Raw genomic sequence first — 26,804 nt, 5'->3', positions numbered from 1 at the left:
TTCAGCGCCCTGCGGTGCTTGCGTCGCCGCAGGGGGTTGGCCACAGCTCGAGCAGGCGTGCCGGTCCGGGCGTGGCGAACAGATAGCCCTGGAACAGCTGGCAGCCCGATTGCAGCAGAGCATTGCGCTGCTCCGCGTTCTCCACCCCCTCGGCGATCACTTCCAGATCCAGCGTCTGGCCCAGGGCGACGATGGTGCGGATGATGGCGGCATCGTTGGCGTCCTCCAGAAGGTCGCGGACGAAGCAGCGGTCGATCTTCAGGCGCGACAGGGGCAGGCGCTTGAGGTAGCCGAGCGAGGAGTAACCGGTGCCGAAATCATCCAGCGAGAAGCTGACGCCATGGCCGCACAGCTCCTGCATGCGCAGGATGATGGCCTCCACATCCTGCGCCAGCTGGCTTTCGGTCAGCTCCAGCTCCAGGCGTTCGGGATCAGCGCCGCTTTCCGCCAGGATGGCCAGCACTTCGTCGGCGAAATCCGGGCGGTGCAGTTGCCGCGCGCTGACGTTGACGGCCAGTGGCAGACTGCCGAGCAGCGGATGCCCCTGCCAGGCCACCAGCTGGCGGCAGGCCTCGCGCAGTATCCAGCGGCCCAGCGGGAAGATCAGTTCGGTGCTCTCGGCCAGCGGGATGAACTCAGCAGGGGGAATCAGTCCGCGCTGCGGGTGCTGCCAGCGTATCAGGGCTTCGGCGCCGATCAGGCGACCGTCGCGGTCCACCTGCGGTTGGTAGTGCAGCAGCAGGCCGCGTCCGTCGTTCAAGCATTGGCGCAGGTCGTTTTCCATCTGCATGCGCGCCAGAACCTCGGCCTGCAGTTGGGGGTCGAAGAAGCGCACCGCATTGCGCCCCGCGGCCTTGGCCTGGTACATGGCCAGATCGGCACGCTTGAGCAGCTCCTCCACCGTGCCTTGGGCGTCGGAGAACAGCGTCACACCGATGCTGGCGCTGCTGTTGTGCAACTGACCCTGCAGTTCATAAGGCTGCGCCAGGCTGGCCAGCAGCTTGCTGGCCACCGTTTCGATTTCGCCGAGCGCCGTGCTGCCGCTGCCGAGCAATCCCTCGATCATCAGCACGAACTCGTCGCCGCCCAGGCGCGCCAGGGTATCTTCCTGGCGCACCTGGCCACGCAGCCGCTGCGCCACCTGCTGCAGGAACTGATCGCCCATGGCGTGGCCAAGGGTGTCGTTGAGGTTCTTGAAGTTGTCCAGATCGATGAACAGCAAGGCGCCTTCCTGGTGGCTGCGCTGGTGGCGCGCCAGAGCCTGCTGCAGGCGCTCTTGCAACAGGCGGCGATTGGGCAGGCCGGTGAGCGGGTCGTAGAACGCTAGCTGGTGGATCTGCTCAAGGTTCTTCTTGTGTTCGGTAATGTCGGTGGAGATACCGCATAGCGCATAGATGCTGCCGTCCGGGCGCCGCAACGGCAGCTTGACCGACAGATAGGCCTGCTCGCACTTGCCGTCCAGGCTGCGGTTGACCTCTTCCTGTTGCACCCGCTCACCTTCCTCCAGTACGAGACGGTCGTTGTGGCGCAACTGGGCGACGGTGCTCGAATCAAAGAAGGCTTCGTCGGTTTGGCCGATGACCTCGTTGCGCGGCCGACCGAACAGTTCGCAGACCTTGCGGTTGGCGTACTGGTACCGGAACTGCGGATCCTTGATGTAGATGTAGGCCTCTACGCTGTCGAGGATGGTGTTAAGGCGTAGCTCGCTGTTGAGCAGGTGGCGCGTCTGTTCGGCGACCTTGCGGCGTAGCAGCAGCGCCCCGCCCGAGGCCAGCAGGAACAGGACCGCGAGTGCGCCCAGCCCGACCCAGAGCGTGGTGGGAATCTCCAGTTGCGGCGGTCGAGCGCCCCAGCGCTGCAGGATGTCGTAGTACGGCGAGTTGGGTTGGGCCTGTAACTGCCGCAGGTGGCGGTCGATGGTTGTCAGCAGGTCGGCGTTGTAGCCAAGGCGGGTGGCGAAGAACAGCCGTGCCGGCTGAAACATGATCGGGGTATTGCGCAGGGTAAAGCGTTCCGCGTGGTAGTCGCCGAAGCGTTGGTTGGCAACGGCGGCGTCTGCCTCGCCGGCGGCAGTCCGGCGAAAGCCTTCTTCCAGGCTGTCGACCAGTACCAGCTCGGCGGGTAGGCCAAAGCTTTCGAGCAGGGTGCGCAGGTGGGTCTCCTGCACCGAGCCGCGCATCACCGCGATCTTCTTGCCGCGCAGGTCGAGGATGGAGTCCAGGCGCAGGTCGCGTGAACTGTAGAGCTGTGACCAGCTGAACAGTGCCGGTGTCCGGTGGAAACTCAGGTAGCTGGCGCGCTCTTCACTCCAGGCCACGTCCGGCAGCAGATCGAGCTGGCCGTCGCGGGCCAGCTCCAGGCAGCGCTGCCATTCGCAGGGTACGGGCGTCAGCTGCCAGCCTTCCTGGTGGGCGATCTCGCGCAGCAGATCGCCGAAAATGCCACTGAGTCTGCCGTTGGCATCCAGTATCAGTTTGGGCTCGTTGGCGTAGGTACCAACGCGCACCTCGCGTGTCGCCCATGCCTGGCCGCAGGTGGCGAGCAGAAGGCCGCCGACGAGCAGGGCGATAGGCGGGCGGATTTTGGGCACAAGGTTACTGATCATGCGATACACCCTAGGTGCAAAACGCATGGCGGTGCGCTCATTCGGCCCAGCCGTACCAGACCCAGGTCAGCGGTCGCGGCCCTTGCAGGTAGCGGCTGTGTACTTCCCTGAGGCTGAACCCCCCGGCCTTGAGCAGTGCGGGGATGTCGCGGTTGAGGTGACAGCCGCCGGCCAATGGTCGCCACAGTGGTGTGAGGCGGTCCTGCCAGGCGCGTACCCTGAGGTCCGGCGCGCGGCCATGCTCAGCGAACAGGAACTGGCCGTCGGGCTTGAGTACCCGCCGCATCTCCTGCAGCGCGGCCAACGGATCGGGGATGGTGCACAGGGTAAAGGTGCAGACGATGCTGTCGAAGCTGGCGTCGGCTGCCTGGATCTGTCCCAGCTCCAGGGCAATCATCTCAACCGGGATGTCGATGGCGGCGGCACGCTGGCGTGCCAGGTTCTGCATCTGTGCAGCCGGGTCGACGCCGACGATGGTGCGGACCTTGTCCGCATCGTAGAAGCTCAGGTTGAGCCCGGTGCCGATGCCGATCTCCAGGACCCGGCCACTGGCCTGCGGCACTATCTGGGCGCGGGTCTTCATCACCTGGCCCATGCCGCAGGCGAAGTCGATCAGGTGCGGCAGAATCTTCTCGTCGTAGAACTTCATCAGCGCCCCAGGCGGCGCAGCTCATCGGACTCGACGATCCGCGTGCCTTCGCCCTCTTCCAGCGCCAGGCGCCACAGCGCGCGGGCCAGCACGGCGGCCTCGATGCCGCGGTACTTGCCGGGAATCCAGCGCATTAGCGGTGCGGCCAGGCGCTCGCCGAGACGGAACTCGCGGCGCGGGCCGAGCAGCAGCGATGGGCGCACGATGGTCAGTTGCGGCCAGCCCATGGCTTGCAGGGCTTCCTCGGTCTCGCCCTTGACCCGGTTGTAGAACACCGAGGAGCGCGGGTCGGCGCCCAGGGCACTGATCACCAGCAGGTGGCGGGTGCCCAGTTCGCGGGCGCGGCGGGCGAAGGCCAGGACCAGCTCCTGATCGACGGCGCGGAACGCCTCCTGCGAACCCGCCTGGCGAATGGTGGTGCCCAGGCAGCAGAAGGCCGCGTCGATCCTGCCGTCGAGTTGTGGCAGCAGGTCGTGCAGCTGGCCGACCGGGTTGTCTAGATGGGCGTGCTCGGCCAGCGGGCTGCGGCTGGGGGCGAGCACGCGGCTGATGGTCGGCTCGCTGAGCAGGCGATCAAGCAGGTGCTCGCCCGTCAGGCCGGTGGCTCCGGCGAGCAGTATGTGCTGGGGCGTCAGGTACATGCTGTTCCTCCGCTGTTCAGTATCAGCTTAGAGCGAATTGGCAGAAGCGAGCGAAAACTGATCGCCATTTATTGCACTCTCGTTGCCGCGCTCAAGGCTTCTTCTGCCTGCTGTCGACGCAGCTTTTTCCAGTGTTCGAGCACGGGCCTGGGGGCCCACAGCTGCGGCTCCGAGGGTTCGAAGTCGTCGGCCTGCTCGCGCTCGGCGACACGTTCTTTGGCCAGCTCGAAGGCGCGTGCGAGGTCGTCGGTCTCGTTGAGCGCCTCGGCGAACAGGGCGCGGCCGAAGTAGGTGAAATCATTCTCTTCGGAACAGCCGAAAGACACCCGATCGGCACGCGCGGCGGTCATCACCAGTGTCCTGTCATCCTTCAGCGGCGGGATGAAGCCGCCGGAGTAGCAGGCGGAAATCACCACCACCTTGTAGCGGTCGCGCAGGGGCTGCAGCAGCGCGGCCAGTTCGCTGGCCGGCAGGTCGGCCAGTTGCAGTCGCGGCTGGTCGATATGCAGCTCGTGGTCGCGCGAGCCGTGGCTGGTCAGGTAGAGAAACACCAGGTCCTCCGGGCCGCTGCGCTCGGCCAGCGCCTGCACGGCACGGGTCAGGCTCTCGCGGGTGGCCAGCGGGCGATCAGCCAGGTGATCGCGATGGTTGCTCAGGGTCACGTTGCCGCGGGCGCCGAAGCGCTCGCGCAGCAACTTGCTGACGTAGTCGGCCTCGCGCAGGAACACGCTCTGTTTGCCGTCACCGGCCAGGGTCAGGCTATACAGCTCGACGGCCGGCGTGGAGGCGGGCAGGGCATCCAGCGCCTGTTGTAACAATCGACCCTGTTGCAGCAGGCCGAGTTCCAGCGGGTCCGGCTGCGCCGCGCCATTGGCCTGGCGGATCAGCTCGCCATCACGCCAGGTGCCCTGGCTGCGGCCGCCGTCGAGCGTGGTGAGGGCGCCTTCGCCGTCGTACTGGCCGTTGGCGAACTGGCCCTGATAGACGCTGCCGTCGGCCAGGCTCAGCTTGCCCTGGCCGTGAAAGCGCCAGCGACGAAAATCCCCCTGGTAGTGGCGGCCGTCGCTGCCGCGGTATTCGCCCTTGCCGGTCAGCTCGCCGTTGGCGAAGTGGCCGCTCCAGACTTCGCCTTCGCCACTCTGGTAGCGGCCCTTGCCGTGGAACAGGTCATTGCGAAAGCCGCCGCTGTAGCGCTCGCCGTCTTCGCCCTGGTAACTGCCTTCGCCCTGCAGCATGCCGTTCTTGAAGGTGCCGCTGAACTGACCCTCGGCGTTGCTGCGCAGGCCTTCGCCTTCGGGTTCGCCGCGCACGAAGCGGCCCTGGTAGCGGCTGCCATCCGGCCATTCCAGGGTGCCGAGGCCGTGGTAGCGATCGTCGCGGAACTCGCCGCGATAGCTGACGCCACCCTGTTGCAGATGGCCCTCGCCATGCATCCTACCCTGCTTGAAACCACCCTGGTAACGGGTGCCGTCGGCGTAGACCAGCTCGCCCTGGCCATGGAACAGACCGAGATGGAACTGGCCTGTGTAGCGCTCGCCGCCGGCGCCCTGCCAGGTGCCGGGCCCCTCGAACAGGCCATCCTTGAACTGGCCCTCGTAAAAAGCGCCGTTGGCGTAGTCGAGGCGCCCCTCGCCCTGCAGGCGGCCGTCCACCACCTCGCCGCGATAGCGGCCACCATCGGGCAGCACGGCATCCGCTGGCAGCAGGGGTTCGCCGTCGCCGCAGGCGGCCAGCAGCAGGGCGAGGGTGAGCGGGGCAAGGGGGCGGAGCATGGCGGCCATCCAATCTGGGTTCGCGTCGAGTATGCCAGCGCCATAATGAAAACGGGGCGCCTGAGCGCCCCGTTTCTGCGATGCCGGTCAGATCAGACGAAGCACAGCGACAGCGACTCGGCGATGTAGGCCGGTTTGTCCTGGCCTTCGATCTCCAGGGTGGCTTCGATCTTGATCAGCCACTGGCCCGGGCGCTTCTCGGTGATCTCCAGCACCTTGGCGGCCAGGCGCACGCGCGAGTCCACCTTGACCGGCTGGATGAAGCGCACGCTGTCGAGGCCGTAGTTGACGGCCATCTTCATGCCTTCCGGGGCGAGCATGAGCTTTTCCAGCAGTACCGGGATCAGCGACAGGCTGAGGAAACCGTGGGCGATGGTGCTGCCGAAGGGGGTGTGCTTGGCCTTGACCGGGTCGACGTGGATGAACTGGTGGTCACCGGTACATTCGGCGAACTGGTTGATGCGTTGCTGATCGATGGTCAGCCATTCGGAACGTCCGAGTTCCTTGCCTACATAGTCTTGCAGTTGTGCAACGGGTACGAGCGGCATAGATCCTCCTTGAGGATGCGAGGTCAGTTGTTGTTTTTGATGAACCAGGCTGGCCTTAGAACAGCATGGTGCGGCGGGGCGGGTCAAGCCGAAAGTCGCGGTTTATGGAGCACCCTCAGGCGTGTCTATAATGGGCGTCTTTGTTCAGCCGGAGTCTTTCGCATGCTGCTTCGCGGCCTGACCTGGCTGGTGCTGTTCCAGTTGCTCGGCACCGCCCTCAACGCCCTGTTCCTGACCCTGCTGCCGGGGCCGATCATCGGCATGCTGCTGCTGTTCGCGTTCCTCCTGCTGCGCGGCGAGGTGGGCGAGCCGATCACCGAGGCCGCGTCCGGCCTGCTGCGCTACCTGCCGCTGCTGCTGGTGCCGCCGGCGGTAGGGGTGATGGTCTATGCCGAGCAGATCGCCGCCGATTTCTGGGCCCTGGCCGGTGCGCTGGGGCTGTCGCTGCTGATTTCGCTGCTGTTCGCCGGCTGGTTGATGCAGAAGCTGATCGACCGTCAGGCGCGGCGCGAGGAGCGGCCATGAGCCTGGACTGGCACGCCGCGCTGCAGGCAGTCCTGCACCATCCGCTGTTCGGCGTCGGCATCACCTTGGCGGTGTACCAGGCCGCGCTGGCGGCCTACGAGCGCACGCGCTGGATGTTCCTGCAGCCGGTGCTGGTGTCCATGGCGGTGCTGATCGGCATCCTGCTGCTGGCTGGGCTGAGCTACCAGGAGTACCGCGAGAGCACCTTCCTGCTCAGCGTGCTGCTCGGGCCGACCACGGTGGCGTTGGCCGTGCCGCTGTTTCTCAACCTCAAGCGCATTCGCCAGCTGTTCTGGCCGACCCTGGTCACCCTGCTGGTGGCCGGCCTGCTCGCTACCGTGCTGGGCGTGGCGCTGGCCTGGGCCTTTGGTGCCGAGCGCATGATGCTGATGACGCTGGCGCCGAAGTCAGTGACTTCGCCCATCGCCATGCTGGTGGCCGAGCAGATCGGCGGCGTGGCGGCGCTGGCGGCGGTGTTCGTGCTGATCACCGGAGTACTCGGCGCCATGTGCGGGCCGGAGCTGCTGCGCCGTATCGGCGTGCACCATCCGGCGGCACAGGGCATGGCCCTCGGCATTACCGCGCATGCGGTGGGCACCGCCCGCGCGTTGCAGGAGAGCGAGGAGAGCGGCGCCTTCGCGGCCCTGGCCATGAGTCTGATGGGCATGCTGACGGCGGTACTGCTACCGCTGGTGATTGCGCTGGTTGCCTGAGGATTCGTCGATGAGCTACCCGCTGTTTCCCCTCAACACTGTGCTGTTTCCCGGCTGCATCCTCGACCTGCAGATCTTCGAGGCGCGCTATCTGGATATGGTCAGCGCCTGCATGCGCCGTGGCCAGGGATTTGGTGTCGTCACGCTGCTTGACGGGCAGGAGGTGGGCGAGGCGGCGCGGCGCTTCTCGGCGCTGGGCTGTGAGGCGCTGATCCGCGACTTCCAGCAACGGCCCAACGGTTTGCTCGGTATTCGTGTCGAGGGCGGTCGACGCTTCCGCGTGGGCGAGGTCGGCGTACAGCCGGACCAATTGACCCTGGCCGAGGTGACTTGGCTGGGTGAAGCCGAGGACGCGCCGCTGCTGGCCGAGCACGCCGACCTGGCCGCGCTGCTCGGCGCACTGGCTGAGCATCCGCTGGTGGCCGGGCTGAAGATGGGCGGTGTGGTGGGTGGCCAGCAGGCGCTGGCCAATCAATTGGCCTACCTGCTGCCGTTCGGCACCGAGCAGAAGCTGCGGCTGTTGCAGTTGGACACTCCGCTGCACCGCCTCGAGCAGATCCAGCTACTGCTCGACCAGCTGCAAGGCGAGATGACCGCGTAAGGGCTCACCGCCCGGTGGAGCACGCGGCCATGTCAGTCAGGCGATCAGTAACGGTACTGCTGTATTGCCTCCGGCAATGCCCATAGGCTCGCCGTGCCCAGCAGCGCCAGTGTTGCCGGTGCTATCAGCCACCACGCCCGAGCGCCCAGGGGCTGCATGGGTTGGCGCCGCTGCAGCCAGGCCAGGCAGGCGGCGCAGACGGTGCCGGCAAGCAGTGCCCCGGCGAGGATGTCGGTTGGCCAGTGCACGCCCAGATAGACCCGTGACAGGGCGATCGCCGTGGCAGGCAGACTGGCCAGCAGCAGCCAGGTCAGGCGCGAGCGTGCCGGTGCGCCGCGGCCGGCCAGAATGCCCAGGGCGAGGAAGCAGGCGAAGGCGGCAGAGCTATGTCCGCTCGGGAGGCTGAAGGTGTCCAGTGGCTGCAGCAGTACGTCGGGCCGGGCGCGAGCGAACAGTTGCTTCAGCGCGCCATTTGCCAGCCCCGTGAGCAGCATGCAGCTCGACAGGAACAGGGCAGCCTGAGTGCGCCTGGCGAGTAACAACAGGAGTGTCAGCACGATGCCGGCAGCCACCTGGGTGTTGAAATCGCCCATGCGGGTAATCAGCACGGCCAGGCTGTCCATGCTGGCACTGCGGTGTTCCTGAACCAGGGCGATCAGGCCCTTATCCAGGGCGCTGAGATGCGGAACGCCGAGCAGCAGTGCCAGCAGCAGGGTGCCGCTGAGACCAGCGGCAATGGCCGTCGCCCAGCGCTGTTCGCGCAGGCTGCTATGGATCACCACCAGCAGCATCAGGGCAATGGCGGCGGCGACGATGCCGGCGGCGCTCCAGAAGCCTTCCGGCAGCGGCAGGCGCAGCGCGGCACCGGTCGCCCAGCCGGGCAGCATGTAGGCCACTGCCCAGCCCGCAGCGGCCAGCATGCTGACCAGGGCGAAACGTATGAACGGCATGTCGAGCATCCCGGCCACCAGGGGGAGCATGGGGCGCAGGGGGCCGATGTAGCGGCCCACCAGCAGGCTGACTACGCCGTAGCGTTGGAAGTAGGTTTCCGCGCCGGTCAGCCACTCGGGGTGGTCGCGCAGCACTGGCAGGCGGCGGATGCCCTGGTGGAAGCGGCGGCCGATACCGTAGGAGATGGCATCACCGAGCAGGCCGCCGGTATAGGCCAGCAGCAGGGTTTCGCCCAGGGTCAGGGCGCCGCTGCCGGCCATCACGCCGAGGGCGAACAGCAGCACTGTGCCGGGGATCAGGAGTCCGGCCACCGCCAGGCATTCCAGGGCGGCGGCCAGGAAGATGGCCAGGCCCAGCCACTCCGGGTTGCTCTCCAGCCAGTGCGACAGGGTTGCGTACCATTCGCTCATGGTCACTCCTCGGGGTTCAACAGGAAGTAGTCACGGTCTTCGACCTGGCCACGGCGCAGCGGGTTGCGCGTGCAGTGGCGGGCGTGAGTGGCATCGACGAAGCGGTAAGGCAGGTGCTCGTCGCGACCGCTCGGAATGCCCAGGCGGGTAGTTTGGATGATGCGTGCTGGGCGTTCGCCCACATCATCGACGAACAGGCGCGCAGGGTCGAAACGTTGCGCGTTCCAGTCCGGCACCCGGAGGCCCAGTGCCCTGCACAGCAGGGTCTGCCCGGCGCACAGGCGCTCCGGCGGGCGTGGCTTGCCGCTGGCTGCCGGGTTGTTGCGCTGCATGCGTTGCAAGGCGTCTGGCGCGCAGTGTTCATCCAGCCAGGGTAGGGCGGACTTGATCAGCACCGCGTTGCCCGGCCCCTGGGCGCTGAAGTTCAGCGAATCGCCGCCGCGCGCGTAGTACATGTAGATGTGGCCGCCATCGAGGAACAGGGCGCGACGTTTCTCGGTGTAGCCGAGCGAGGCGTGGCTGCCCTTCTCCGCCAGGTAGTAGGCCTCGGTCTCGATGATTCGCGCGGCCAGCCAGTGGCCCTGGTGGCGGTGGCGGATGATCTTGCCCAGCAGCGCGCGCGCGAGCATCTGGGCGTCGCGCTCGAAGAAACTGTCGGGCAATGGGCGTGGTGTGGCGATCATCGATGCTGGAGCTGGTGAAAGTGGCGCGATCTTAGCAATGCCTTGGCGTCGTGGCGGTGAATCTTGTTCCGCGATGTTGCACGGAGGTGACCATCCGCCCGGCAGTGCTGGGCTTGACGGGGTGTGCCCGCTATAATCGGCCACTTTTTCCAACTGCCAGACCTTCGCCGACCATGACCGAGTCCGTGCTCGACTATATGACCCGCCTGGGCCGCGCCGCGCGCGCAGCCTCGCGGGTGCTCGCCCGAGCCAGCACCGCGCAGAAGAACCATGCGCTGCAGGCTGCCGCCAACGCCCTCGATGCCGCCCGCAGCGAGCTGACCGCCGCCAACGAGCTGGATCTGGCCGCTGCACGCGCCAATGGTCTGGAGCCGGCCATGGTCGACCGCCTGGCGCTGACGCCGAAAGTGATCGACAGCATGATCGAGGGGCTGCGCCAGGTCGCCACCCTGCCGGACCCGATCGGCGAGATCCAGGGCATGCGCTACCTGCCGTCCGGCATCCAGGTCGGCAAGATGCGCGTACCGCTGGGCGTGATCGGCATCATCTACGAGTCGCGCCCCAATGTGACCATCGATGCCGCCAGCCTGTGCCTGAAGTCCGGCAATGCCACCATCCTGCGTGGCGGTTCCGAGGCCATTCATTCCAACCAGGCGATCGCCCGCTGCATCCAGCTCGGCCTGGCCGAGGCCGGCCTGCCGGCCAGCGCCGTGCAGGTGGTGGAAACCACTGACCGCGCCGCCGTTGGCGCGCTGATCACCATGCCGGAGTTCGTCGACGTGATCGTGCCGCGTGGCGGCAAGGGTCTGATCGAGCGCATCAGTCGCGACGCCAAGGTGCCGGTGATCAAGCACCTGGACGGCGTCTGCCATGTCTATGTGGACAGCGCCGCCGACCTGGACAAGGCCATTCGTGTCTGCGACAACGCCAAGACCCAGCGCTACTCGCCGTGCAACACCATGGAGACGCTGCTGGTGCATGCCGACATCGCCGCGCGCGTGCTACCGCCGCTGGCCGCCATCTACCGCGACAAGGGCGTGGAGCTGCGTGGCGACGCCGCCACCCGCGCGCTGCTCGGCGGCGATGTGCTGGAAGCGACCGAGGATGACTGGTACGCCGAGTACAACGCGCCGATCCTGGCGATCCGCATCGTCGACTCGCTGGATGCAGCCATTGAGCACATCAACCAGTACGGCTCGCAGCACACCGACGCGATCATCACCGAGAACTTCAGTGATGCCCGGCGCTTCCTCACCGAAGTGGATTCCGCTTCGGTGATGGTCAATGCCTCTACCCGTTTCGCCGACGGTTTCGAGTACGGCCTGGGCGCGGAGATCGGCATCTCCACCGACAAGCTGCATGCCCGCGGCCCGGTCGGCCTGGAAGGACTGACCAGCGAGAAGTACGTGGTATTCGGCGACGGGCACATCCGCACCTGATGGCCCGACTTAGCGACGCCCGGCGTATCGGCCTGCTCGGTGGCACCTTCAACCCGGTGCATATCGGCCATCTGCGCGGTGCGCTGGAGGTCGCCGAGTTCATGGCGCTGGACGAGCTTAGGCTGATCCCCAGCGCTCGTCCGCCGCACCGCGAGGCGCCGCAGGCGACCGCTGAGCAGCGCCTGGCCATGGTCGAGCTGGCGGTGGCCGGCGAGCCCAGGCTGAGGGTCGACGATCGCGAGCTGCAGCGTGACAAGCCGTCGTTCACCTACGACACCCTGGAGTCGGTGCGCGGTGAGCTGGCGGCGGACGATCAGTTGTTTCTCCTGCTGGGCTGGGATGCCTTCTGCGGGTTGCCCACCTGGCATCGCTGGCAGGAGCTGCTGGTGCACTGCCATATCCTCGTGCTGCAGCGGCCGGATGCCGACAGCGAGCCGCCCGAGGCGCTGCGCGATTTGCTGGCCGCGCGCAGTGTGACCGATCCGCAAGGCCTCCTCGGGCCGAGTGGCCAGATCAGTTTCATCTGGCAGACGCCGCTGGCGGTGTCTGCCACCCTGGTTCGCCAGTTGCTGGCGCAGGGGCGTTCGGTGCGTTTTCTGGTGCCCGACGCTGTGCTGGCCTATATCCATGCGCACGATCTGTACCGTGCGAAAACCGATTCATGAGGTAACGATGCAAAACGAACAACTGGTCAAGGTCGCCGTAGCGGCCCTGGAAGACATGAAAGGTCAGGACATCACCACCATCGATGTGCGCGGCAAGACCAGCGTCACCGATTTCATGGTGATCGCCAGCGGCACCTCCAGCCGTCACGTCAAGTCGATGGCCAATGAAGTGCTGGAAAAGGTCAAGGAGCAGGGCGTGCGCCCGATCGGCAGCGAAGGTCTGGACGGTGGCGAGTGGGCCCTGCTCGACCTGGGCGACGTGGTGGTTCACGTCATGCAGGTTGCCACCCGTCAGTTCTACGATCTGGAGCGCCTGTGGCAAGGTGCCGAGCAGAGCCGCGCGCAGCATCAGGATCCGGCCGAGTAAGCCCGCCCTGTGCGTATCAAGCTGATCGCCGTCGGCTCGCGCATGCCGCGCTGGGTCGAGGAGGGCTGGCAGGAGTACGTCAAGCGCCTGCCGGGCGAGTTGCCGTTGGAGCTGGTGGAGATTCCGCTCAGTACCCGTGGCAAGAACGCCGATGTTGCCCGCCTGATCCGTCAGGAGGGCGAGGCGATGCTGAGCAAGGTGCAGCCCGGTGAACGCATCGTGACCCTGGAGGTCACAGGCAAGCCGTGGAGCACCGAGCAGCTGGCTGCCGAGCTGGAACGCTGGCGCCTGGATGCGCGCAACGTCAACCTGATGGTCGGCGGCCCCGAGGGGCTGGCGCCGGAAGTGTGCGCGCGCAGCGAGCAGCGCTGGTCGCTGTCGCCGCTGACCCTGCCGCACCCGCTGGTGCGTATTCTGGTCGGCGAGCAGATCTACCGGGCCTGGACCGTGCTGTCCGGCCATCCGTATCACAAATAAGTAGCAGTCGATGCCGCAACCGATCCGCCTGAAGGACCACGAGAAGGACGCCCGCCTGGTGCGTCGTCGCGTCGTTGTCGGCGGCGTCGTGGTGCTGCTGCTGACCTGCGTGCTGATCGCGCGCATGTACTACCTGCAGGTGATCCAGTACGAGCATCACACCACCCTGGCGGAGAACAACCGCATTCACGTGCAGCCGATTCCGCCCACCCGTGGGCTGATCTTCGACCGCAACGGGGTGATCATCGCCGACAACCGGCCCAGTTTCAGTCTGACCATCACCCGCGAACGGGCGGGCGACTGGCGCCAGGTGCTGGATGCGATCGTCGAGGTGCTGGAGCTGACCCCGGACGACCGCGCGCTATTCGAGAAGCGCATGCGCCAGGGACGCCGGCCATTCGAGCCGGTGCCGGTGCTGTTCGAACTGTCCGAGGAGCAGATCGCGCGCATCGCGGTCAACCAGTTCCGCCTGCCAGGGGTGGAAGTCAGCGCCCAGCTGGTGCGCCACTACCCGCTGAAGGAGCGCTTCGCGCACTCTGTCGGTTATGTCGGACGGATCAACGAGAAGGAACTCAAGGACCTCGACCCTACCGACTACGCGGGCACCCACCATATCGGCAAGACCGGTATCGAGCGTTTCTATGAGGACATGCTGCACGGCCAGGTCGGTTACGAGGAAGTTGAGACCAATGCCCGAGGTCGCGTGCTGCGTGTGCTCAAGCGCACCGATCCGACGCCGGGCATGGACCTGACCCTGAGCCTCGATGTGCGTCTGCAGGAGGCGGCCGAGCGGGCTCTGGCCGGTCGCCGTGGTGCCGTGGTGGCGATCGAGCCGAGCACGGGCGATGTCCTGGCGATGGTCAGCCTGCCCAGCTTCGACCCCAACCCCTTCGTCACCGGCATCGGTTTCAAGGCCTATGCCGAGTTGCGCGACTCCATCGACCGGCCGCTGTACAACCGCGTGTTGCGCGGTCTGTATCCGCCGGGCTCGACGATCAAGCCGATGGTCGCGGTAGCGGGCCTGGATGCCGGGGTGATCACCCCGCAGACCCGGGTGTTCGACCCCGGCTTCTACCAGTTGCCCGGCCACAGTCACAAGTACCGCAACTGGAACCGCCTGGGCGATGGTTCGGTGAACATGGAGTTCGCCATCATGCGCTCCAATGACACCTACTTTTACGACCTCGCGCGCAAGATGGGCGTGGACCGCCTGCACGACTACATGACCCGCTTCGGTCTGGGTCAGAAAGTGGCGCTGGACATGCACGAAGAAGCTGCAGGCCTCATGCCCTCGCGTGAGTGGAAACGTGCACGCTATCGCCAGGCCTGGTACCCGGGCGAGACGCTGATCCTGGGCATCGGCCAGGGCTACATGCAGACCACGCCGCTGCAGCTGGCTCAGGCCACGGTGCTGATGGCCACTCACGGTAAGTGGATTCGTCCACACCTGCTCAAGCATGCGGACGGGCAGACGCCCGAGCAGCTGATGGCCGACGGCGCCATGGACGGGGTGGTGACGCCGCCGGATATCGTGCTGCGCGACGACAAGTTCTGGGACTATGGTCGCCAGGGCATGGAGGCGGTGATGCACGGTCCGCGAGGCACTGCGGCGAAGGTCGGCGCCACCTCGGTCTATCGTATCGCCGGCAAAAGCGGTACGGCCCAGGTGGTGGCCATCAAGCAGGGGGAGAAGTATGACCGCAACAAGGTGCATGAACGCCATCGCGACCATGCGCTGTTCGTTGCGTTCGCCCCGGCCGAGGCACCGAAGATAGCCGTGGCGGTGATGGTGGAGAACGGCGAGTCCGGCTCCGGCGTCGCCGCGCCGGTGGTCAAGCAGGTCATGGATGCCTGGCTGCTCGGCCCTGATGGCCAGCTCAAGCCCGAGTATCGCCCCCCGGTGCCGGTAACCGAAGAGGCTAGTGTGCAGCGATGAAGCGCCAGGAATTCGACCGCAGCATTTCCGATGAAGACGTGTTCAAGCGCCGCGCCACGCTGTTGCAGCGCCTGCACATCGATGGCTGGCTGCTGCTGATCCTGCTGGCCCTATGTGCCGGCGGTCTGTTCGTACTCTATTCGGCCAGCGGCAAGAACTGGGACCTGGTGATCAAGCAGGGCAGTTCTTTCGGCATCGGCCTGGTAGCTGCCATCGTCATCGCCCAGTTCGAGCCGCGTTTCATGGCGCGCTGGGTCCCGCTGGCCTACCTGGTCGGGGTCGGCCTGCTGGTGGCGGTTGAGGTCATGGGGCACACGGCGATGGGGGCCACCCGATGGATCAACATCCCCGGGGTGATCCGCTTCCAGCCCTCGGAATTCATGAAGATCATCATGCCGGCGACCATCGCCTGGTACCTGGCGCGGCACAACCTGCCGCCCAAGCTCAAGCACATTGTCATCAGTCTGGCACTGATCCTCATCCCGTTCGTACTCATTTTGAAACAACCTGACCTGGGCACCGGCCTGCTGATCCTCGCGTCCGGCGCCTTCGTGCTGTTCATGGCCGGCCTGCAGTGGCGCTGGATCATGGGGGCGGTCGCGGCCGTGGTGCCGATTGCCATCGCCATGTGGTTCTTCGTACTGCACCAGTACCAGAAGCAGCGGGTGCTGACCTTCCTCGATCCGGAGAGCGACCCGCTGGGCACCGGCTGGAACATCATCCAGTCCAAGGCGGCCATCGGCTCGGGTGGTGTGTTCGGCAAGGGCTGGCTGCTTGGGACCCAGTCGCACCTGGATTTTTTGCCGGAAAGTCACACGGACTTTATCATTGCCGTGCTGAGCGAGGAGTTCGGCATGGTCGGAGTGTGTATCCTGCTGTTCGTCTACCTGCTGCTGATTGGGCGCGGGCTGATGATCACGGCGCAGGCGCAGACGCTGTTCGGCAAACTGCTGGCCGGTAGCCTGACCATGACGTTCTTCGTCTACGTATTCGTTAACATCGGCATGGTCAGCGGACTGCTGCCGGTGGTGGGGGTGCCCCTACCCTTTATTAGCTATGGCGGAACCCATCTGGTGACGCTGTTGTCTGGGTTTGGGGTTTTGATGGCGATCCAGACGCACCGCAAGTGGATCGCCCAGGCATGACAAGAGTGCAGAATTTGAAACAAGCAATGCGCAGCTGGGGAATCGCCGTGGGGGCGTTGCTCGGTCTGGTCGGTCAGGCGCAGGCCGCCGGCGAATATCAGGGCTCGCCCAAGGTGGCCGAGTTCATTGCCGAGATGACCCGCGATCATGGCTTCGCCGGTGAACAGCTGACCGCGCTGTTCGACCAGGTGGAGCGCAAGCAGGCGATTCTCGATGCGATTTCCCGTCCGGCCGAGAAGGTCAAGCCGTGGAAGGACTATCGGCCGATCTTCATTACCGAGGCGCGCATCAGCAAGGGCGTCGACTTCTGGAACAAGCATGCCGATGCCCTGGCCCGTGCCGAGCAGGAGTATGGCGTGCCGGCCGAGGTGATCGTTGCGATCATCGGGGTAGAGACCTTCTACGGTGGCAACACCGGTAGCTGGCGCGTACTCGATGCCCTGTCGACCCTGTGCTTCGACTACCCGCCGCGCGCCGAATTCTTCTGCCAGCAGCTGCGCGAGTTCCTCATCCTGGCCCGCGAGCAGCAGGTCGACCCGCTGACCGTGAAGGGCTCCTACGCCGGTGCCATGGGCCTGCCGCAGTTCATGCCCGGCAGCTTCCGCGCCTATGCGGTGGACTTCGACGGTGACGGCCATATCGACATCTGGACCAACCCGGTGGATGCCATCGGCAGCGTTGCCAGCTACTTCAAGCGTCATGGCTGGATCAGTGGTGAGTCGGTGGTCAGCCGCGCCCAGGTCAAGGGTGAACAGGCCGACAGCGGCCTGACCCAGGGCCTCGACCCGGTGAAGAACGTCGGCGAGTTGCGCGCCCTGGGTTGGAGTAGCGCCGACGTTCTGCGCGACGACATCCCGGTCACCGCCTTCCGCTTCGACGGCGCCGAAGGCCAGGAATACTGGATGGGGCTGCCCAACTTCTACGTGATCACCCGCTACAATCGTAGCGCCATGTATGCCATGGCCGTTCATCAACTGTCCGGCGAACTGGTCGCCAAGCGGGGTCGTCCGTGAAGCTTGTCCTGCGCACTCTGACCGCGACCGCCATCGGGCTGGCGCTGGTCAGCTGCACCAACAACCGTGCTCCGCAGCCGGTGGAGCCGGGCTCGCAGCCGATTTCCGGGCCGCAGGACTACAACCGCCCGCATCGCGATGGCGCGCCCTGGTGGGACGTCGACGTGTCACGCATCCCTGATGCCGTGCCGATGCCGCATTACGGCAACTACAAGGCTAATCCTTACACGGTGATGGGCAAGACCTATTACCCGATCCGCGACAGCCGCCGCTACAGTGCAGTCGGTACCGCGTCCTGGTACGGCACCAAGTTCCATGGCCAGGCCACCGCCAACGGTGAAGCCTACGACCTGTACGGCATGACCGCCGCGCACAAGACCCTGCCGCTGCCGAGCTACGTGCGGGTGACCAACCTGGACAACGGCAAGACGGTGATCCTGCGGGTCAACGACCGTGGCCCGTTCTACTCCGACCGCATCATCGACCTGTCCTTCGCCGCCGCGAAGAAGCTCGGCTACGCCGAGAGCGGCACCGCTCGGGTCAAGGTCGAGGGCATCGACCCACATGAGTGGTGGGCCGCCCAGGGCCGTCCGGTGCCGATGGTGCTGGCGCAGCCGAAGATGGCCAATCAGCCCGCCCCGGCGGTCGCGCAGCCGGTCGCCGTGGCTGCCAGCCAGCCAATCGAGCAGTACACCCCGCCGCCTCAGCAGCATGCGGCGGCCGTCGTGCCGGTGCAGATGGACGTAAAAAAAAACGCTTCGCCCGCAGCCTCTGGCCTGTATCTCCAAGTGGCCGCCTTCGCCAATCCGGACGCTGCGGAGCTCCTCAAGGCCAAGTTGAGCGAGACGGTGCCTGCCAAGGTGTTTATCAGCTCGGTGGTGCGCAACCAGCAGATCTTGCACCGGGTACGCCTGGGGCCGGTCGAAACCCAGGCTGAGGCGCAGCAGCTGCAGGACAGCGTGCGCCTGGCCAATCTCGGTGAGCCTGCCCTGGTGAAACCCGACTGAAGCCTTTCGTGCGCCGCGTTCGCGTGGCGCTGAATGCGGGCGGCGCTGCCGTCCGTGCCATCGTTGACAGTGATCTTTAGAGAACCGGATGAACATCTCCCGCTTTGCCCAACGCCTTTCCCTGTTCGTGCTGCTGGCCGTGCCTTTTGCCGCATCCGCCGAATCGGCGATCCCCTCGCCGCCGCAGCTGGCTGCCAAGTCCTATGTGCTGATGGATGGCGCCAGCGGCAAAGTGCTGGTGGAGAACAACGGCGATGAGCGCCTGCCGCCGGCCAGCCTGACCAAGCTGATGACCGCCTACATCGCCACCCTGGAGATCCGCAAGGGCAAGATCGGCGAGCAGGACCTGGTGACCGTCAGCGAGCACGCCTGGCGTACTGGCGGCGCGGCGTCCGGTGGTTCCACCATGTTCCTGCCGATCAACAGCCAGGTGACCGTGGATGACCTGCTGCACGGCATCATCATCCAGTCCGGCAACGACGCCAGCATCGCCATCGCCGAGTACATCGCCGGCAGCGAGGATGCCTTTGCCGACATGATGAACGAGACCGCCGAGAAGCTCGGCATGAAGAACACGCACTTCATGAACGCCACCGGCCTGCCGCACCCGGAGCACTACTCCAGCGCCCACGACATGGCGATCCTGGCCCGCGCCATCATCAACGAGGACCAGGAGCACTATGCGATCTACTCGCAGAAGGAGTTCTTCTGGAACAACATCAAGCAGGGCAACCGCAACCTGCTGCTGTGGCGCGACAGTACCGTCGATGGCCTGAAGACCGGCCACACCGAGGAGGCTGGCTATTGCCTGGTGGCCTCGGCCGTGCGTGATGGTGCGCGCATGATCACGTCGGTGTTCGGCACCGACAGCGAGAAGACCCGCGCCGCCGAGACCCAGAAGCTGCTGACCTACGGCTTCCGCTTCTTCGAGACCCAGACCTTCTACAAGGCGGGCCAGGAACTGGCCCAGGCCCAGGTGTGGAAAGGCACCACGCGTCAGGTCAAGGCCGGCCTGGCCCAGGACCTCAGCCTGACCCTGCCGAAAGGCCAGGTGAAGCAGCTCAAGGCCAGCATGGTGCTGGAGCCGCAGCTGGTGGCGCCGCTGAAGCAGGGCGACGTGATCGGTAAGGTCGAAGTCAAGCTGGGTGAAGAGGTGGTGCACAGCGCCGACCTGATCGCCCTGGAGCCGGTGGAGGAGGGTGGTTTCTTCCGCCGCCTGTGGGATAGCATCCGCCTGTTCTTCTACGGCATGTTCAACTGAGAGTCGTCCGGCGGTCTTGAAACACCGCCGTTCGGGCCCCAGATAAGGGACTGAACTGAAGACTCACAAGGACGCCCCGGAATCGGGGCGTTCGCATTTCACGGGTGACGAACCCGGAGTGACCGCGATGACCGATACCGAAGTACAAGCCCCGAAAATCGAATTCCCCTGCGAGCGCTACCCCATCAAGGTGATCGGTGAGGCGGGCGACGGCTTCGCCGACCTGGTGGTGGAAGTGATCCAGCGCCATGCGCCGGGCTTCGATGCCGCCAGCCTGGTGGTGCGCGACAGCCGCAATGGCCGCTTCCTCTCCGTGCAGGTGCTGATCACTGCCACCGGTGTCGAGCAGTTGCAGGCGATTCACGTCGACCTCAAGGCCACCGGTCGCGTGCACATGGTGCTCTGATGACCGAGCTGGTTGTGCGTCAACTGGGGCTGGCAGAGTATCTGCCGACCCTGGAAGCCATGCGGCGCTTCACTGCCGAGCGCGATGAGTCGAGTCCCGACGAGATCTGGCTGCTGCAGCATCCCCGGGTGTTCACTCAGGGCCAGGCCGGCAAGCCCGAGCACTTGCTGGCGCCCGGCGACATTCCGGTGATCCAGGTCGAGCGCGGTGGTCAGGTCACCTACCATGGCCCCGGCCAGCTGGTGGCCTACCTGATGCTGGACCTGCGCCGCAAGAAGCTCGGCGTGCGCGAGCTGGTGACGGCCATGGAGCAGGCGCTGGTCGATGTGCTGGCCGGCTATGGCATCGAGGCCGCGCCCAAGGCCGATGCCCCAGGCGTGTATGTCGCCGGCGACAAGATCGCCTCGCTGGGGCTGCGGGTGCGCAACGGCTGCTCGTTCCATGGCCTGGCGCTGAACGTCGACATGGACATGGCGCCCTTCCAGCGCATCAACCCCTGCGGTTATGCCGGCCTGAAGATGGTCCAGCTCAAGGACCTCCTGGAAGCCCCGCCATCGCTCGATGAGGTGTCGCAGCGCCTGGAGGGTGCGCTGCGCGCGCGCCTGGGCTACGCCTGAGGCGAGAGATAGACGCCAAGCAAAAGGCCCTGGGGCGATGCCGCAGGGCCTTTTCTGTTTCTACGCTGAGGGTCAGTTCAGATTGAGCGCCGGAATCAGGCTGTCGTTCTGCTGCTGGCCCGGCACCGGGGCGGGGGCGGCCAGGCCCAGGTTGTTCTTCTCGAACACCCGATCGGCGCGATAGCTGGAGCGCACCAGCGGGCCGGCGGCGACTTCCATGAAGCCCTTTTCCAGGCCAATGTCGCGCAGGCGGTTGAATTCTTCGGGGCTGACCCAGCGCTTCACCTTGAGGTGGTTGCGCGTGGGCTGCAGGTACTGGCCGAGGGTGAGGATGTCCACACCGATGGCGCGCAGGTCGTCCATGGTCTCGAGGATCTCCTCGTCGGTCTCGCCCAGGCCGAGCATCAGGCTGGTCTTGGTGATGACCGAGGGGCGGTGCTGCTTGGCGAACTCCAGCACCTTCAGGGTCTTCTCGTAGCCGGCACGCGGGTCGCGCACCACATGGGTCAGGCGCTTGACCGTCTCGACATTCTGCGCGAACACCTCGAGGCCTGAATCCACCACGCGGGCGATGGCCGCGTGGTCACCATCGAAGTCCGGGGTCAGGGCCTCGACCACCACCTGCGGCGTGTTGGCCTTGATCGCCTGCACGCAGGCCGCGTAATGCGCGGCGCCGCCGTCGGGCAGGTCATCGCGGTCTACCGAGGTCAGCACGATGTAGCGCAGGCCCATCAGTTCCACCGACTTGGCGGTGTTCTGCGGCTCTTCCAGATCCAGCCAGCCGTTCGGGTTGCCGGTGTCGACGGCGCAGAAGCGGCAGGCGCGGGTACAGACCGAGCCCATCAACATGATGGTCGCGGTGCCGTTGGACCAGCACTCGCCCATGTTCGGGCAGTGCGACTCCTGGCACACGGTGCTCAAACGATGCTCGCCAACATTGCGCTTGACCGCATCGAAGCGGCTGCCACTCGGCGCCTTGACCCGCAGCCAGCTCGGCTTGGGTTCGACGACCTGCGGCTCGGCCGAAGCGCGGCGCTTCTGGCCATCCTTGATCGCGGTGATTCCCTGGGGGGTGCGGAATTTTTCGCCGCTGGAGACGGGCTTGGGCGGGACTGCGTCGGACATCGAGATCTCGGCTCCGGTAGGAGGCTTGGGTAGCGGGGCTTTTGGCCTGCCGGCAGTCTACCATGGATGGCTACCTGCGGCTTGCGGCCCTTGTCGGACGCGCACTGCAGCCGCGGAGGCACTCCCCCGCGGCAGCGCGTTGCTGTCCCTTGGGCTGCGCCAGGCTCAACTCTTCAGCTGGTTGGCGAACTGGCCGATAGCCTGGACCACCTGCTGTGCGCCATCCTGAATCTCGACGATCACCGCACCGGCCTCGCTGGCCAGGCTGAGCCCCTGCTCGGCCTGCTGGCTGCTGCTGGCCATGCTGTCCACGGCGTTCTGCGCCAGGCTCTGGTTCTTCTGCACCACCTCGACGATCTCCTCGGTAGCCTGACTGGTGCGTCCGGCCAGTTGGCGGACCTCGTCGGCGACCACGGCGAAGCCGCGCCCCTGGTCGCCGGCCCGCGCAGCCTCGATGGCGGCATTGAGGGCGAGCAGGTTGGTCTGGTCGGCGATGCCGCGGATGGTCTGCATGATGGTGCTGATCAGCTGCGATTGCTTGCCCAGGGCCTCGATACCCGCGCTGGCCTCACTCAGCTGGCGGGCAATGCGCTGCATGACCTCGACCGTCTGGCTGACCACGGCGGCGCCTTTGTTGGCGCTGGCGTCGGTTTGCCGCGAGATGCTGTAGGCGATGCTCGCGGCTTCGGCCACGGCTTGCTCCTGGTTGACCTGGTCGGTGATCACGGTGGCGAACTTGACCACCTTGTACAGCCGGTCGTGGCTGTCGACTATCGGGTTGTAGGAGGCTTCCAGCCAGACGGAGCGGCCATGGCTGTCAACCCGCTGGAAGCGCCCAGCGACATATTCGCCACGATTAAGGCGTGCCCAGAAGTCGCGATACTCCTGCGAATTCGCCTCCTCTGCCGAGCAGAACATGCGGTGGTGTTTGCCGCGGATCTGTTCCAGCCGGTATCCCATGCCGTCCAGGAAGCGCTGGTTGGCGGTGAGTACCTCGCCGCTCAAGTTGAACTCGATGACGGCCGTGGAACGCAGCAGGGCTCCAATCAGTCCTTCGTGTTCACGCGAGGTGACGATGGTGCGGGTCAGGTCGTTGGCGCAGAGGGTGAAGTAGGCCAGTTCGCCCCGGCTGTTCAGGACCGGCTGCCAGATGGCGCGCAGCCAGGCCTCCTGGCCGTTGCCGCGCAGCAGGCGGAAGGCGCCGCTGAGGTGTTCGCGGTTGCGCAGCGCCTGCTGCAGGCGGGCATAGTTGGCTTCCGTGCGGAAGGAGGAGGGGATCAGCGACTCCAGCTGGCGCCCGAGAAGCGCGCTGTCGGTGTAGAGCATTTCCCCCAGAAAGTTGTCATTGGCATAGCGCACCCGGCCATCAGGCTCGATCTCCAGAACCAGCATCTCGCTGTACAACGAGTCCTTGATCTGGCGCATGCTGGCCAGCTCGTTACGCAGCTGGGCCAGCTCCGCTTTCAGTGTGTTGTTGAACATCTGCAAGGCACCTTTTGGGCTGATGAAGCGGTCAATCCGGGGCAATCGCCTGTTCAGATATCGGCCGCTGGCGGAAAACCCGCAGTCCCTGCAGTGTAGTTCTCGACCAGCCGCTCCATGATCAGGCCGCCATGACCCGACTCGACCTCGAAATGACTTTGCCCGCCGACTACCGGCTGGCCGACCTGTTGAGCTTCCATCGGCGCGATGCGCAGGCGCTGGCCGAGCGGGTGACGGACGATGGTCTGGACAAGGGCCTGCTCTGGCAGGGACTGCCGGCCTGCCTGAGCCTGCGCCTCGCCGCACACAGGGTGCGAGTGAGCCTGCAGGTGGATGGCGAAATTGACGATGATTCGCAGCCGCTCGAGGCGCTGGCGGCGCGCATGCTGGGGCTGACCCAGCCGGTGCACGCCTTCGAGGCGGCCTATTCCGCGCATCCGCTGCTGGGCCGGCTGATCGCTGCCAACCGTGGCTTGCGGGTGCCCCAGGCGGCTTCGGCCTTCGAGGCATTGACCTGGGCCATCAGTGGTCAGCAGATCAGTCTGGCGGTGGCCATCACCCTGCGTCGGCGGCTGATCCAGCTCGCCGGGCAGCAACACTCGGGCGGCCTGCTCTGCTATCCGGACGCGGCGGCGGTCGCGGCGCTCGACGAGGATGTCCTGGGCCAGGCCGGATTCTCCCGGGCCAAGAGCCAGACCCTGCTGCGGCTCGCGCGCGAAGTGGTCGAGGGGCGCTTACCGCTCGATCAGTGGCAGGCTGACGCGCCAGCCGAGGTCATTGCCGAACACCTGCTGGCCCTGAAGGGCATCGGGCCCTGGACGGTGGACTATGCGTTGCTGCGCGGCTTCGCCCGGTTGGATGGATCGTTGCACGGTGATGCCGCGGTCAGGCGCCAGCTGCAGCGCCTGCTCGGCACGGAGGAAAAGCTTACACAGCCGTTCGTGCGCGACTGGCTGCAACCTTTCGCCCCGTGGCGTGCGCTGGTGGCGGCCCATCTCTGGGCGATGCCGTAGCGGCTCGCGAGGCAGGGGCAGTGACGCTCGACCCTGCTGCTGCGTTGCTCAGCGCAGCTGCTGCAGCAGCGCCGGGGTCGGATAGCCGTCGGCCGGCAGGCCCAGGCTCTGCTGGAAGGCGCGCACGGCGCGGCGGGTGTTGGCGCCGATGATGCCGTCGGCCGGGCCCGGCTCGTAGCCATGGGCAGCCAGGCCCTCCTGCAGCGCGATGCGCTCGCTGCGGCCCAGCGGACGTTCGTCCTTCGGCCAGCTGGCCAGCAGCGGGCCGCCACCACCCAGGCGCTGGCCGAGCAGGCCCACAGCCAGGGCGTAGGACGAAGAGTTGTTGTACTTGAGGATGGCGCCGAAGTTGCGAAACACCAGGAAGGCCGGGCCGCGGTGGCCCGCTGGCAGCAGCAGGTAGCCAGTGTCGTTCGGGTCGACATTGGTCGGCGTGCCTTTCACTCCATGGGCGTACCACTCCGCATAGGTCTTGCGCACCTCGGTGTCGGCCAGCGCATAGTCGAAGCCGCTGGGCAGGGCCACCTGGATGCCCCAGGCGCGGCCCTTCTGCCAGCCGGAGGCCTGCAGGTAATGGGCGGCCGAGGCCAGGGCGTCGGCGCTGGAGTTCCAGATGTCACGACGGCCGTCGCCGTCGAAGTCCACCGCGTGGGTCAGGTAGGTGGTGGGAATGAATTGGGTCTGGCCCATGGCGCCGGCCCAGGAGCCGCGCAGGCCGCTGCTGCTGATGTCGCCGCTCTGCAGAATCTGCAGGGCTGCCAGCAACTGGTCTTCGGCGAAGCGTGGGCGGCGGCCTTCATAGGCCAGGGTGGCGAGGGAGCGGATCACCGACTGCTCGCCCATGAACTGGCCGAAGCTGCTTTCCATGCCCCAGATGGCGACCAGCGTCTCGCGGTCGACGCCGTAGCGCTGCTCGATAGCCTCCAGCGTGGCGGCGTGCTCGGCCAGCAGCGTCTGGCCCTTGCGCACGCGCAGCGGCGAGATGGCGCCGTCGAGGTATTCCCAAACCGGGCGGGTGAACTCCGGCTGGGCGCCGTCGGCCTTCACCACGCTCAGGTCCGGCGTCACGCCGGCGAAGGCCTGGTCGAACACCTGGGGCTGGATGCCGGCCTGCAGGGCCTTGGCGCGGAAGCGTTCGCGCCACTCCGCGAAGTTCAGTGCCGGTGCGACGGGCGCGGCGGTCTGCGCCTGAGCAGGGTTCTGCTGGTTTTTCGGCGGCTGGGTGGGCGTGGCGGCAACCAGTTCGGGGGCGGGGTTCGGGGTTTCGGCACAGGCGCCGAGGAAGAGCATGGCGCCGGCGAGCAGGCAGCTCAGGCGGCCGTTGGTGGAAAGCTGGAACATCGGGGCGTCTCGGTCTTGCCAGTCAAAGCGCGACCTTAACATGCCGGGCGGCTTTCAGGACCCCGGCGACATGGCGGCAATGCTCAGGCGGCGTATTTTGCCGGCCCCAGAATGCAAGAAGCCTCCCAGTGGGAGGCTTCGCGGCGGTAGCTGCCTTTGCCTTTCTTCGGCTGTTCCTGGCGGCAGCGGAACAGCGGTTGGGCGACTATGGACTTGGCCCTGTTCGGCCGCTTCGGGGCTTTCTTGCTCATCGGAGTGCTCCTCGCAGGCTCGCGGTATTGCGAGCGGCGCGGACTATGCGCCGATGGTTAAAAAATGTCCATAGGCGCAGGTGCCCGGCGTCATTCGCTGAGCGGCAGACGCTGGCCGGCCATCAGCAAGGCCAGGCGCGCCAGGCTGCTCCAGGCATCACCGGCGGCCTGGCCCTTGACCTGCGCGTCGATGCGCTGGGCATCGATCAGCAGCTGGTTCCAGCGCGCCGCCGTATGGCGTTGCAGGGCGCGGCTGTAGAGCGGGCGGCGCTTGTCCCAGACCGGCGGGCGGGCGCTGGCGAAGGCCTTCTCCAGCGGCACGCCCTGGCTGAACTGCAAGGCCAGGCCAGCCAGCTGGCGCAGTTCGCGGGCCAGCATGACGACGATGAACAGCGGTTCCACGCCTTCGCCGCGCAGGCCTTCGAGCATGCGCAGGGCGTGCGCGGCTTCGCCGTTGAGGATCGCATCGACCAGGCCGAATACGTCATAGCGGGCACTGTCGGCCACGGCCGCCTGCACCGTGCTGGCGTCGATCTGATTGCCCTCGGCCAGCAGCTTGAGCTTCTCGATTTCCTGGGCAGCGGCCAGCAGGTTGCCTTCGACCCGCGCGGCGATCAGCTCCACCGCTTCCTGGCTGGCAGCCAGGCCGGCCTGCGACAGGCGCTGGCGAATCCAGTTGGGCAGCTGGGCGACCTCGATCGGCCAGATCTGCAGGAACTGGCTGTGCGGGCCGTCGATCAGGGCCTTGGCCCACTTGGTCTTCTGCGTGCTGCCGTCGAGCTTGGGCAGGCTGATCAGCAACACCGTGTCTTGCGGCGGTCGCTCCAGGTATTCGAGGATGGCCGCGGTGCCCTTGTCGCCCGGCTTGCCATTGGCGATGCGCAGCTCGATCAGGCGTTTCTCGGCGAACAGCGAGAGGCTGGCTCCGGCTTCATAGAGCAGGCCCCAGTCGAAGCTGGCTTCGGCGTGGAACACGGTGCGCTCGCTGAAACCCTGCTGGCGGGTGGCGGCGCGGATGGCGTCCTCGGCTTCCTGGCACAGCAGCGGCTCGTCGCCACTGACCACATAGACCGGGGCGAGACCGCCTTGCAGATGCTTGCCGAGTTGGGCGGGGTTCAGTTTCATCGCGGCTTCTTGCGAAAAGGGCCGGTTGCCCGGCCC

Annotated in this window: 26 protein-coding genes and 2 pseudogenes; 15 read left to right on the top strand and 13 right to left on the bottom strand. The window is 66.2% G+C overall.

Translation table 11 applies throughout. The features are described 5' to 3' along the window. Position 1: 1 nt before the first annotated feature. The 5 genes from ACOAPY_RS18450 to ACOAPY_RS18430 form a co-directional block, all read right to left on the bottom strand. Positions 2-2,605 (bottom strand): EAL domain-containing protein, encoded by a 2,604-nt coding sequence (locus tag ACOAPY_RS18450; RefSeq protein ID WP_465154258.1) that lies wholly within the window; start codon positions 2,603-2,605, stop codon positions 2-4. Positions 2,606-2,642: 37 nt separating this feature from the next. Beyond that, on the bottom strand, positions 2,643-3,254 hold the full coding sequence (locus ACOAPY_RS18445; RefSeq protein WP_465154257.1) for a class I SAM-dependent methyltransferase: 612 nt from the start codon (positions 3,252-3,254) through the stop codon (positions 2,643-2,645). After that, a complete protein-coding gene (locus ACOAPY_RS18440; protein WP_076583838.1) occupies positions 3,254-3,895 on the bottom strand; it encodes an oxidoreductase in 642 nt (213 codons plus the stop codon). The genes ACOAPY_RS18445 and ACOAPY_RS18440 overlap by 1 nt, the downstream gene beginning before the upstream one ends. Positions 3,896-3,963: 68 nt before the next feature. Next, positions 3,964-5,667, bottom strand: coding sequence for a C13 family peptidase (locus ACOAPY_RS18435; RefSeq protein WP_465154255.1), 1,704 nt, complete (start codon positions 5,665-5,667; stop codon positions 3,964-3,966). 92 nt (positions 5,668-5,759) lie between these two features. Further along, positions 5,760-6,215, bottom strand: a complete 456-nt coding sequence (locus tag ACOAPY_RS18430) for a MaoC family dehydratase (protein ID WP_076428395.1) — start codon at positions 6,213-6,215, stop codon at positions 5,760-5,762. 162 nt (positions 6,216-6,377) lie between these two features. Between ACOAPY_RS18430 and ACOAPY_RS18425 the strand changes: the two genes are divergently transcribed. From ACOAPY_RS18425 to ACOAPY_RS18415, 3 genes are read left to right on the top strand one after another with little or no spacing between them, the layout of a single operon-like run. After that, on the top strand, positions 6,378-6,740 hold the full coding sequence (locus tag ACOAPY_RS18425; RefSeq protein WP_465154254.1) for a CidA/LrgA family protein: 363 nt from the start codon (positions 6,378-6,380) through the stop codon (positions 6,738-6,740). 2 nt (positions 6,741-6,742) lie between these two features. Further along, positions 6,743-7,453 carry an LrgB family protein gene (locus ACOAPY_RS18420; RefSeq protein WP_465156862.1) on the top strand — a complete coding sequence of 237 codons (711 nt, stop codon included), beginning with the start codon at positions 6,743-6,745 and terminating at the stop codon, positions 7,451-7,453. A gap of 10 nt (positions 7,454-7,463) precedes the next feature. Then, positions 7,464-8,054, top strand: coding sequence for an LON peptidase substrate-binding domain-containing protein (locus ACOAPY_RS18415; RefSeq protein ID WP_076583850.1), 591 nt, complete (start codon positions 7,464-7,466; stop codon positions 8,052-8,054). A gap of 44 nt (positions 8,055-8,098) precedes the next feature. Here the strand turns inward: ACOAPY_RS18415 and ACOAPY_RS18410 are convergent, their stop codons facing one another. Next, a complete protein-coding gene (locus ACOAPY_RS18410) occupies positions 8,099-9,415 on the bottom strand; it encodes a bifunctional DedA family/phosphatase PAP2 family protein (RefSeq protein ID WP_465154253.1) in 1,317 nt (438 codons plus the stop codon). A gap of 2 nt (positions 9,416-9,417) precedes the next feature. Next, positions 9,418-10,098: a DNA-3-methyladenine glycosylase gene (locus ACOAPY_RS18405; protein WP_465154252.1), complete on the bottom strand. Its 681-nt coding sequence runs from the start codon at positions 10,096-10,098 to the stop codon at positions 9,418-9,420. Positions 10,099-10,271: 173 nt separating this feature from the next. Between ACOAPY_RS18405 and ACOAPY_RS18400 the strand changes: the two genes are divergently transcribed. The 11 genes from ACOAPY_RS18400 to lipB all read left to right on the top strand — a co-directional run bounded on the left by ACOAPY_RS18400 (position 10,272) and on the right by lipB (position 20,431). Then, positions 10,272-11,537 carry a glutamate-5-semialdehyde dehydrogenase gene (locus ACOAPY_RS18400; protein ID WP_465154251.1) on the top strand — a complete coding sequence of 422 codons (1,266 nt, stop codon included), beginning with the start codon at positions 10,272-10,274 and terminating at the stop codon, positions 11,535-11,537. Then, positions 11,537-12,202 carry a nicotinate-nucleotide adenylyltransferase gene (nadD, locus tag ACOAPY_RS18395; RefSeq protein ID WP_465154250.1) on the top strand — a complete coding sequence of 222 codons (666 nt, stop codon included), beginning with the start codon at positions 11,537-11,539 and terminating at the stop codon, positions 12,200-12,202. The genes ACOAPY_RS18400 and nadD overlap by 1 nt, the downstream gene beginning before the upstream one ends. Positions 12,203-12,209: 7 nt before the next feature. After that, a complete protein-coding gene (gene rsfS, locus ACOAPY_RS18390) occupies positions 12,210-12,569 on the top strand; it encodes a ribosome silencing factor (RefSeq protein ID WP_021701841.1) in 360 nt (119 codons plus the stop codon). Between the two features lie 9 nt (positions 12,570-12,578). Next, a complete protein-coding gene (gene rlmH, locus ACOAPY_RS18385; RefSeq protein ID WP_021701842.1) occupies positions 12,579-13,046 on the top strand; it encodes a 23S rRNA (pseudouridine(1915)-N(3))-methyltransferase RlmH in 468 nt (155 codons plus the stop codon). Between the two features lie 10 nt (positions 13,047-13,056). Then, entirely contained in the window at positions 13,057-14,982 is a 1,926-nt protein-coding gene (mrdA, locus tag ACOAPY_RS18380; RefSeq protein ID WP_465154249.1) for a penicillin-binding protein 2, read from the top strand. Continuing rightward, positions 14,979-16,127, top strand: a complete 1,149-nt coding sequence (rodA, locus tag ACOAPY_RS18375; protein ID WP_076583868.1) for a rod shape-determining protein RodA — start codon at positions 14,979-14,981, stop codon at positions 16,125-16,127. Before mrdA ends, rodA begins: the two co-directional genes overlap by 4 nt. Continuing rightward, entirely contained in the window at positions 16,124-17,140 is a 1,017-nt protein-coding gene (gene mltB, locus ACOAPY_RS18370) for a lytic murein transglycosylase B (protein ID WP_465154248.1), read from the top strand. Before rodA ends, mltB begins: the two co-directional genes overlap by 4 nt. A 38-nt stretch (positions 17,141-17,178) precedes the next feature. Continuing rightward, positions 17,179-18,147 (top strand): septal ring lytic transglycosylase RlpA family protein, encoded by a 969-nt coding sequence (locus tag ACOAPY_RS18365; RefSeq protein WP_465156860.1) that lies wholly within the window; start codon positions 17,179-17,181, stop codon positions 18,145-18,147. Positions 18,148-18,235: 88 nt separating this feature from the next. Next, positions 18,236-19,408 carry a D-alanyl-D-alanine carboxypeptidase family protein gene (locus ACOAPY_RS18360; RefSeq protein WP_465154247.1) on the top strand — a complete coding sequence of 391 codons (1,173 nt, stop codon included), beginning with the start codon at positions 18,236-18,238 and terminating at the stop codon, positions 19,406-19,408. Between the two features lie 127 nt (positions 19,409-19,535). Beyond that, on the top strand, positions 19,536-19,814 hold the full coding sequence (locus tag ACOAPY_RS18355; RefSeq protein ID WP_061903327.1) for a DUF493 domain-containing protein: 279 nt from the start codon (positions 19,536-19,538) through the stop codon (positions 19,812-19,814). Next, entirely contained in the window at positions 19,814-20,431 is a 618-nt protein-coding gene (lipB, locus tag ACOAPY_RS18350; protein ID WP_465154246.1) for a lipoyl(octanoyl) transferase LipB, read from the top strand. The genes ACOAPY_RS18355 and lipB overlap by 1 nt, the downstream gene beginning before the upstream one ends. A gap of 72 nt (positions 20,432-20,503) precedes the next feature. On the opposite strand, the gene lipA is transcribed toward lipB, so the two are convergent. The 3 genes and pseudogenes from lipA to ACOAPY_RS18335 all read right to left on the bottom strand — a co-directional run. Then, entirely contained in the window at positions 20,504-21,556 is a 1,053-nt protein-coding gene (gene lipA, locus ACOAPY_RS18345; protein ID WP_465154245.1) for a lipoyl synthase, read from the bottom strand. Between the two features lie 165 nt (positions 21,557-21,721). Further along, positions 21,722-22,156: pseudogene (locus ACOAPY_RS18340) on the bottom strand (methyl-accepting chemotaxis protein); the annotation flags it as partial. A gap of 105 nt (positions 22,157-22,261) precedes the next feature. Continuing rightward, positions 22,262-22,948 (bottom strand): annotated as a pseudogene (locus ACOAPY_RS18335) (PAS domain-containing protein); the annotation flags it as partial. A 221-nt stretch (positions 22,949-23,169) separates the two neighbouring features. Between ACOAPY_RS18335 and ACOAPY_RS18330 the strand changes: the two are divergent. Then, positions 23,170-24,051 (top strand): DNA-3-methyladenine glycosylase family protein, encoded by an 882-nt coding sequence (locus ACOAPY_RS18330; protein WP_465154244.1) that lies wholly within the window; start codon positions 23,170-23,172, stop codon positions 24,049-24,051. 48 nt (positions 24,052-24,099) lie between these two features. Here the strand turns inward: ACOAPY_RS18330 and ACOAPY_RS18325 are convergent, their stop codons facing one another. From ACOAPY_RS18325 to holA, 3 genes are all read right to left on the bottom strand, one after another. Next, a complete protein-coding gene (locus tag ACOAPY_RS18325; protein ID WP_465154243.1) occupies positions 24,100-25,392 on the bottom strand; it encodes a lytic murein transglycosylase in 1,293 nt (430 codons plus the stop codon). An 83-nt stretch (positions 25,393-25,475) separates the two neighbouring features. Continuing rightward, positions 25,476-25,643: an alternative ribosome rescue factor ArfA gene (arfA, locus tag ACOAPY_RS18320; RefSeq protein ID WP_465154242.1), complete on the bottom strand. Its 168-nt coding sequence runs from the start codon at positions 25,641-25,643 to the stop codon at positions 25,476-25,478. 90 nt (positions 25,644-25,733) lie between these two features. After that, positions 25,734-26,768, bottom strand: coding sequence for a DNA polymerase III subunit delta (holA, locus tag ACOAPY_RS18315; RefSeq protein ID WP_465154241.1), 1,035 nt, complete (start codon positions 26,766-26,768; stop codon positions 25,734-25,736). Positions 26,769-26,804 lie beyond the last annotated feature (36 nt).

The sequence above is a fragment of the Pseudomonas stagnisoli genome, assembly GCF_048595745.1.
GTDB lineage: Bacteria > Pseudomonadota > Gammaproteobacteria > Pseudomonadales > Pseudomonadaceae > Aquipseudomonas > Aquipseudomonas alcaligenes_A.
Note: the sequence above shows the minus strand (reverse complement) of the source record. Positions and strands in the feature narration are given on the sequence as shown.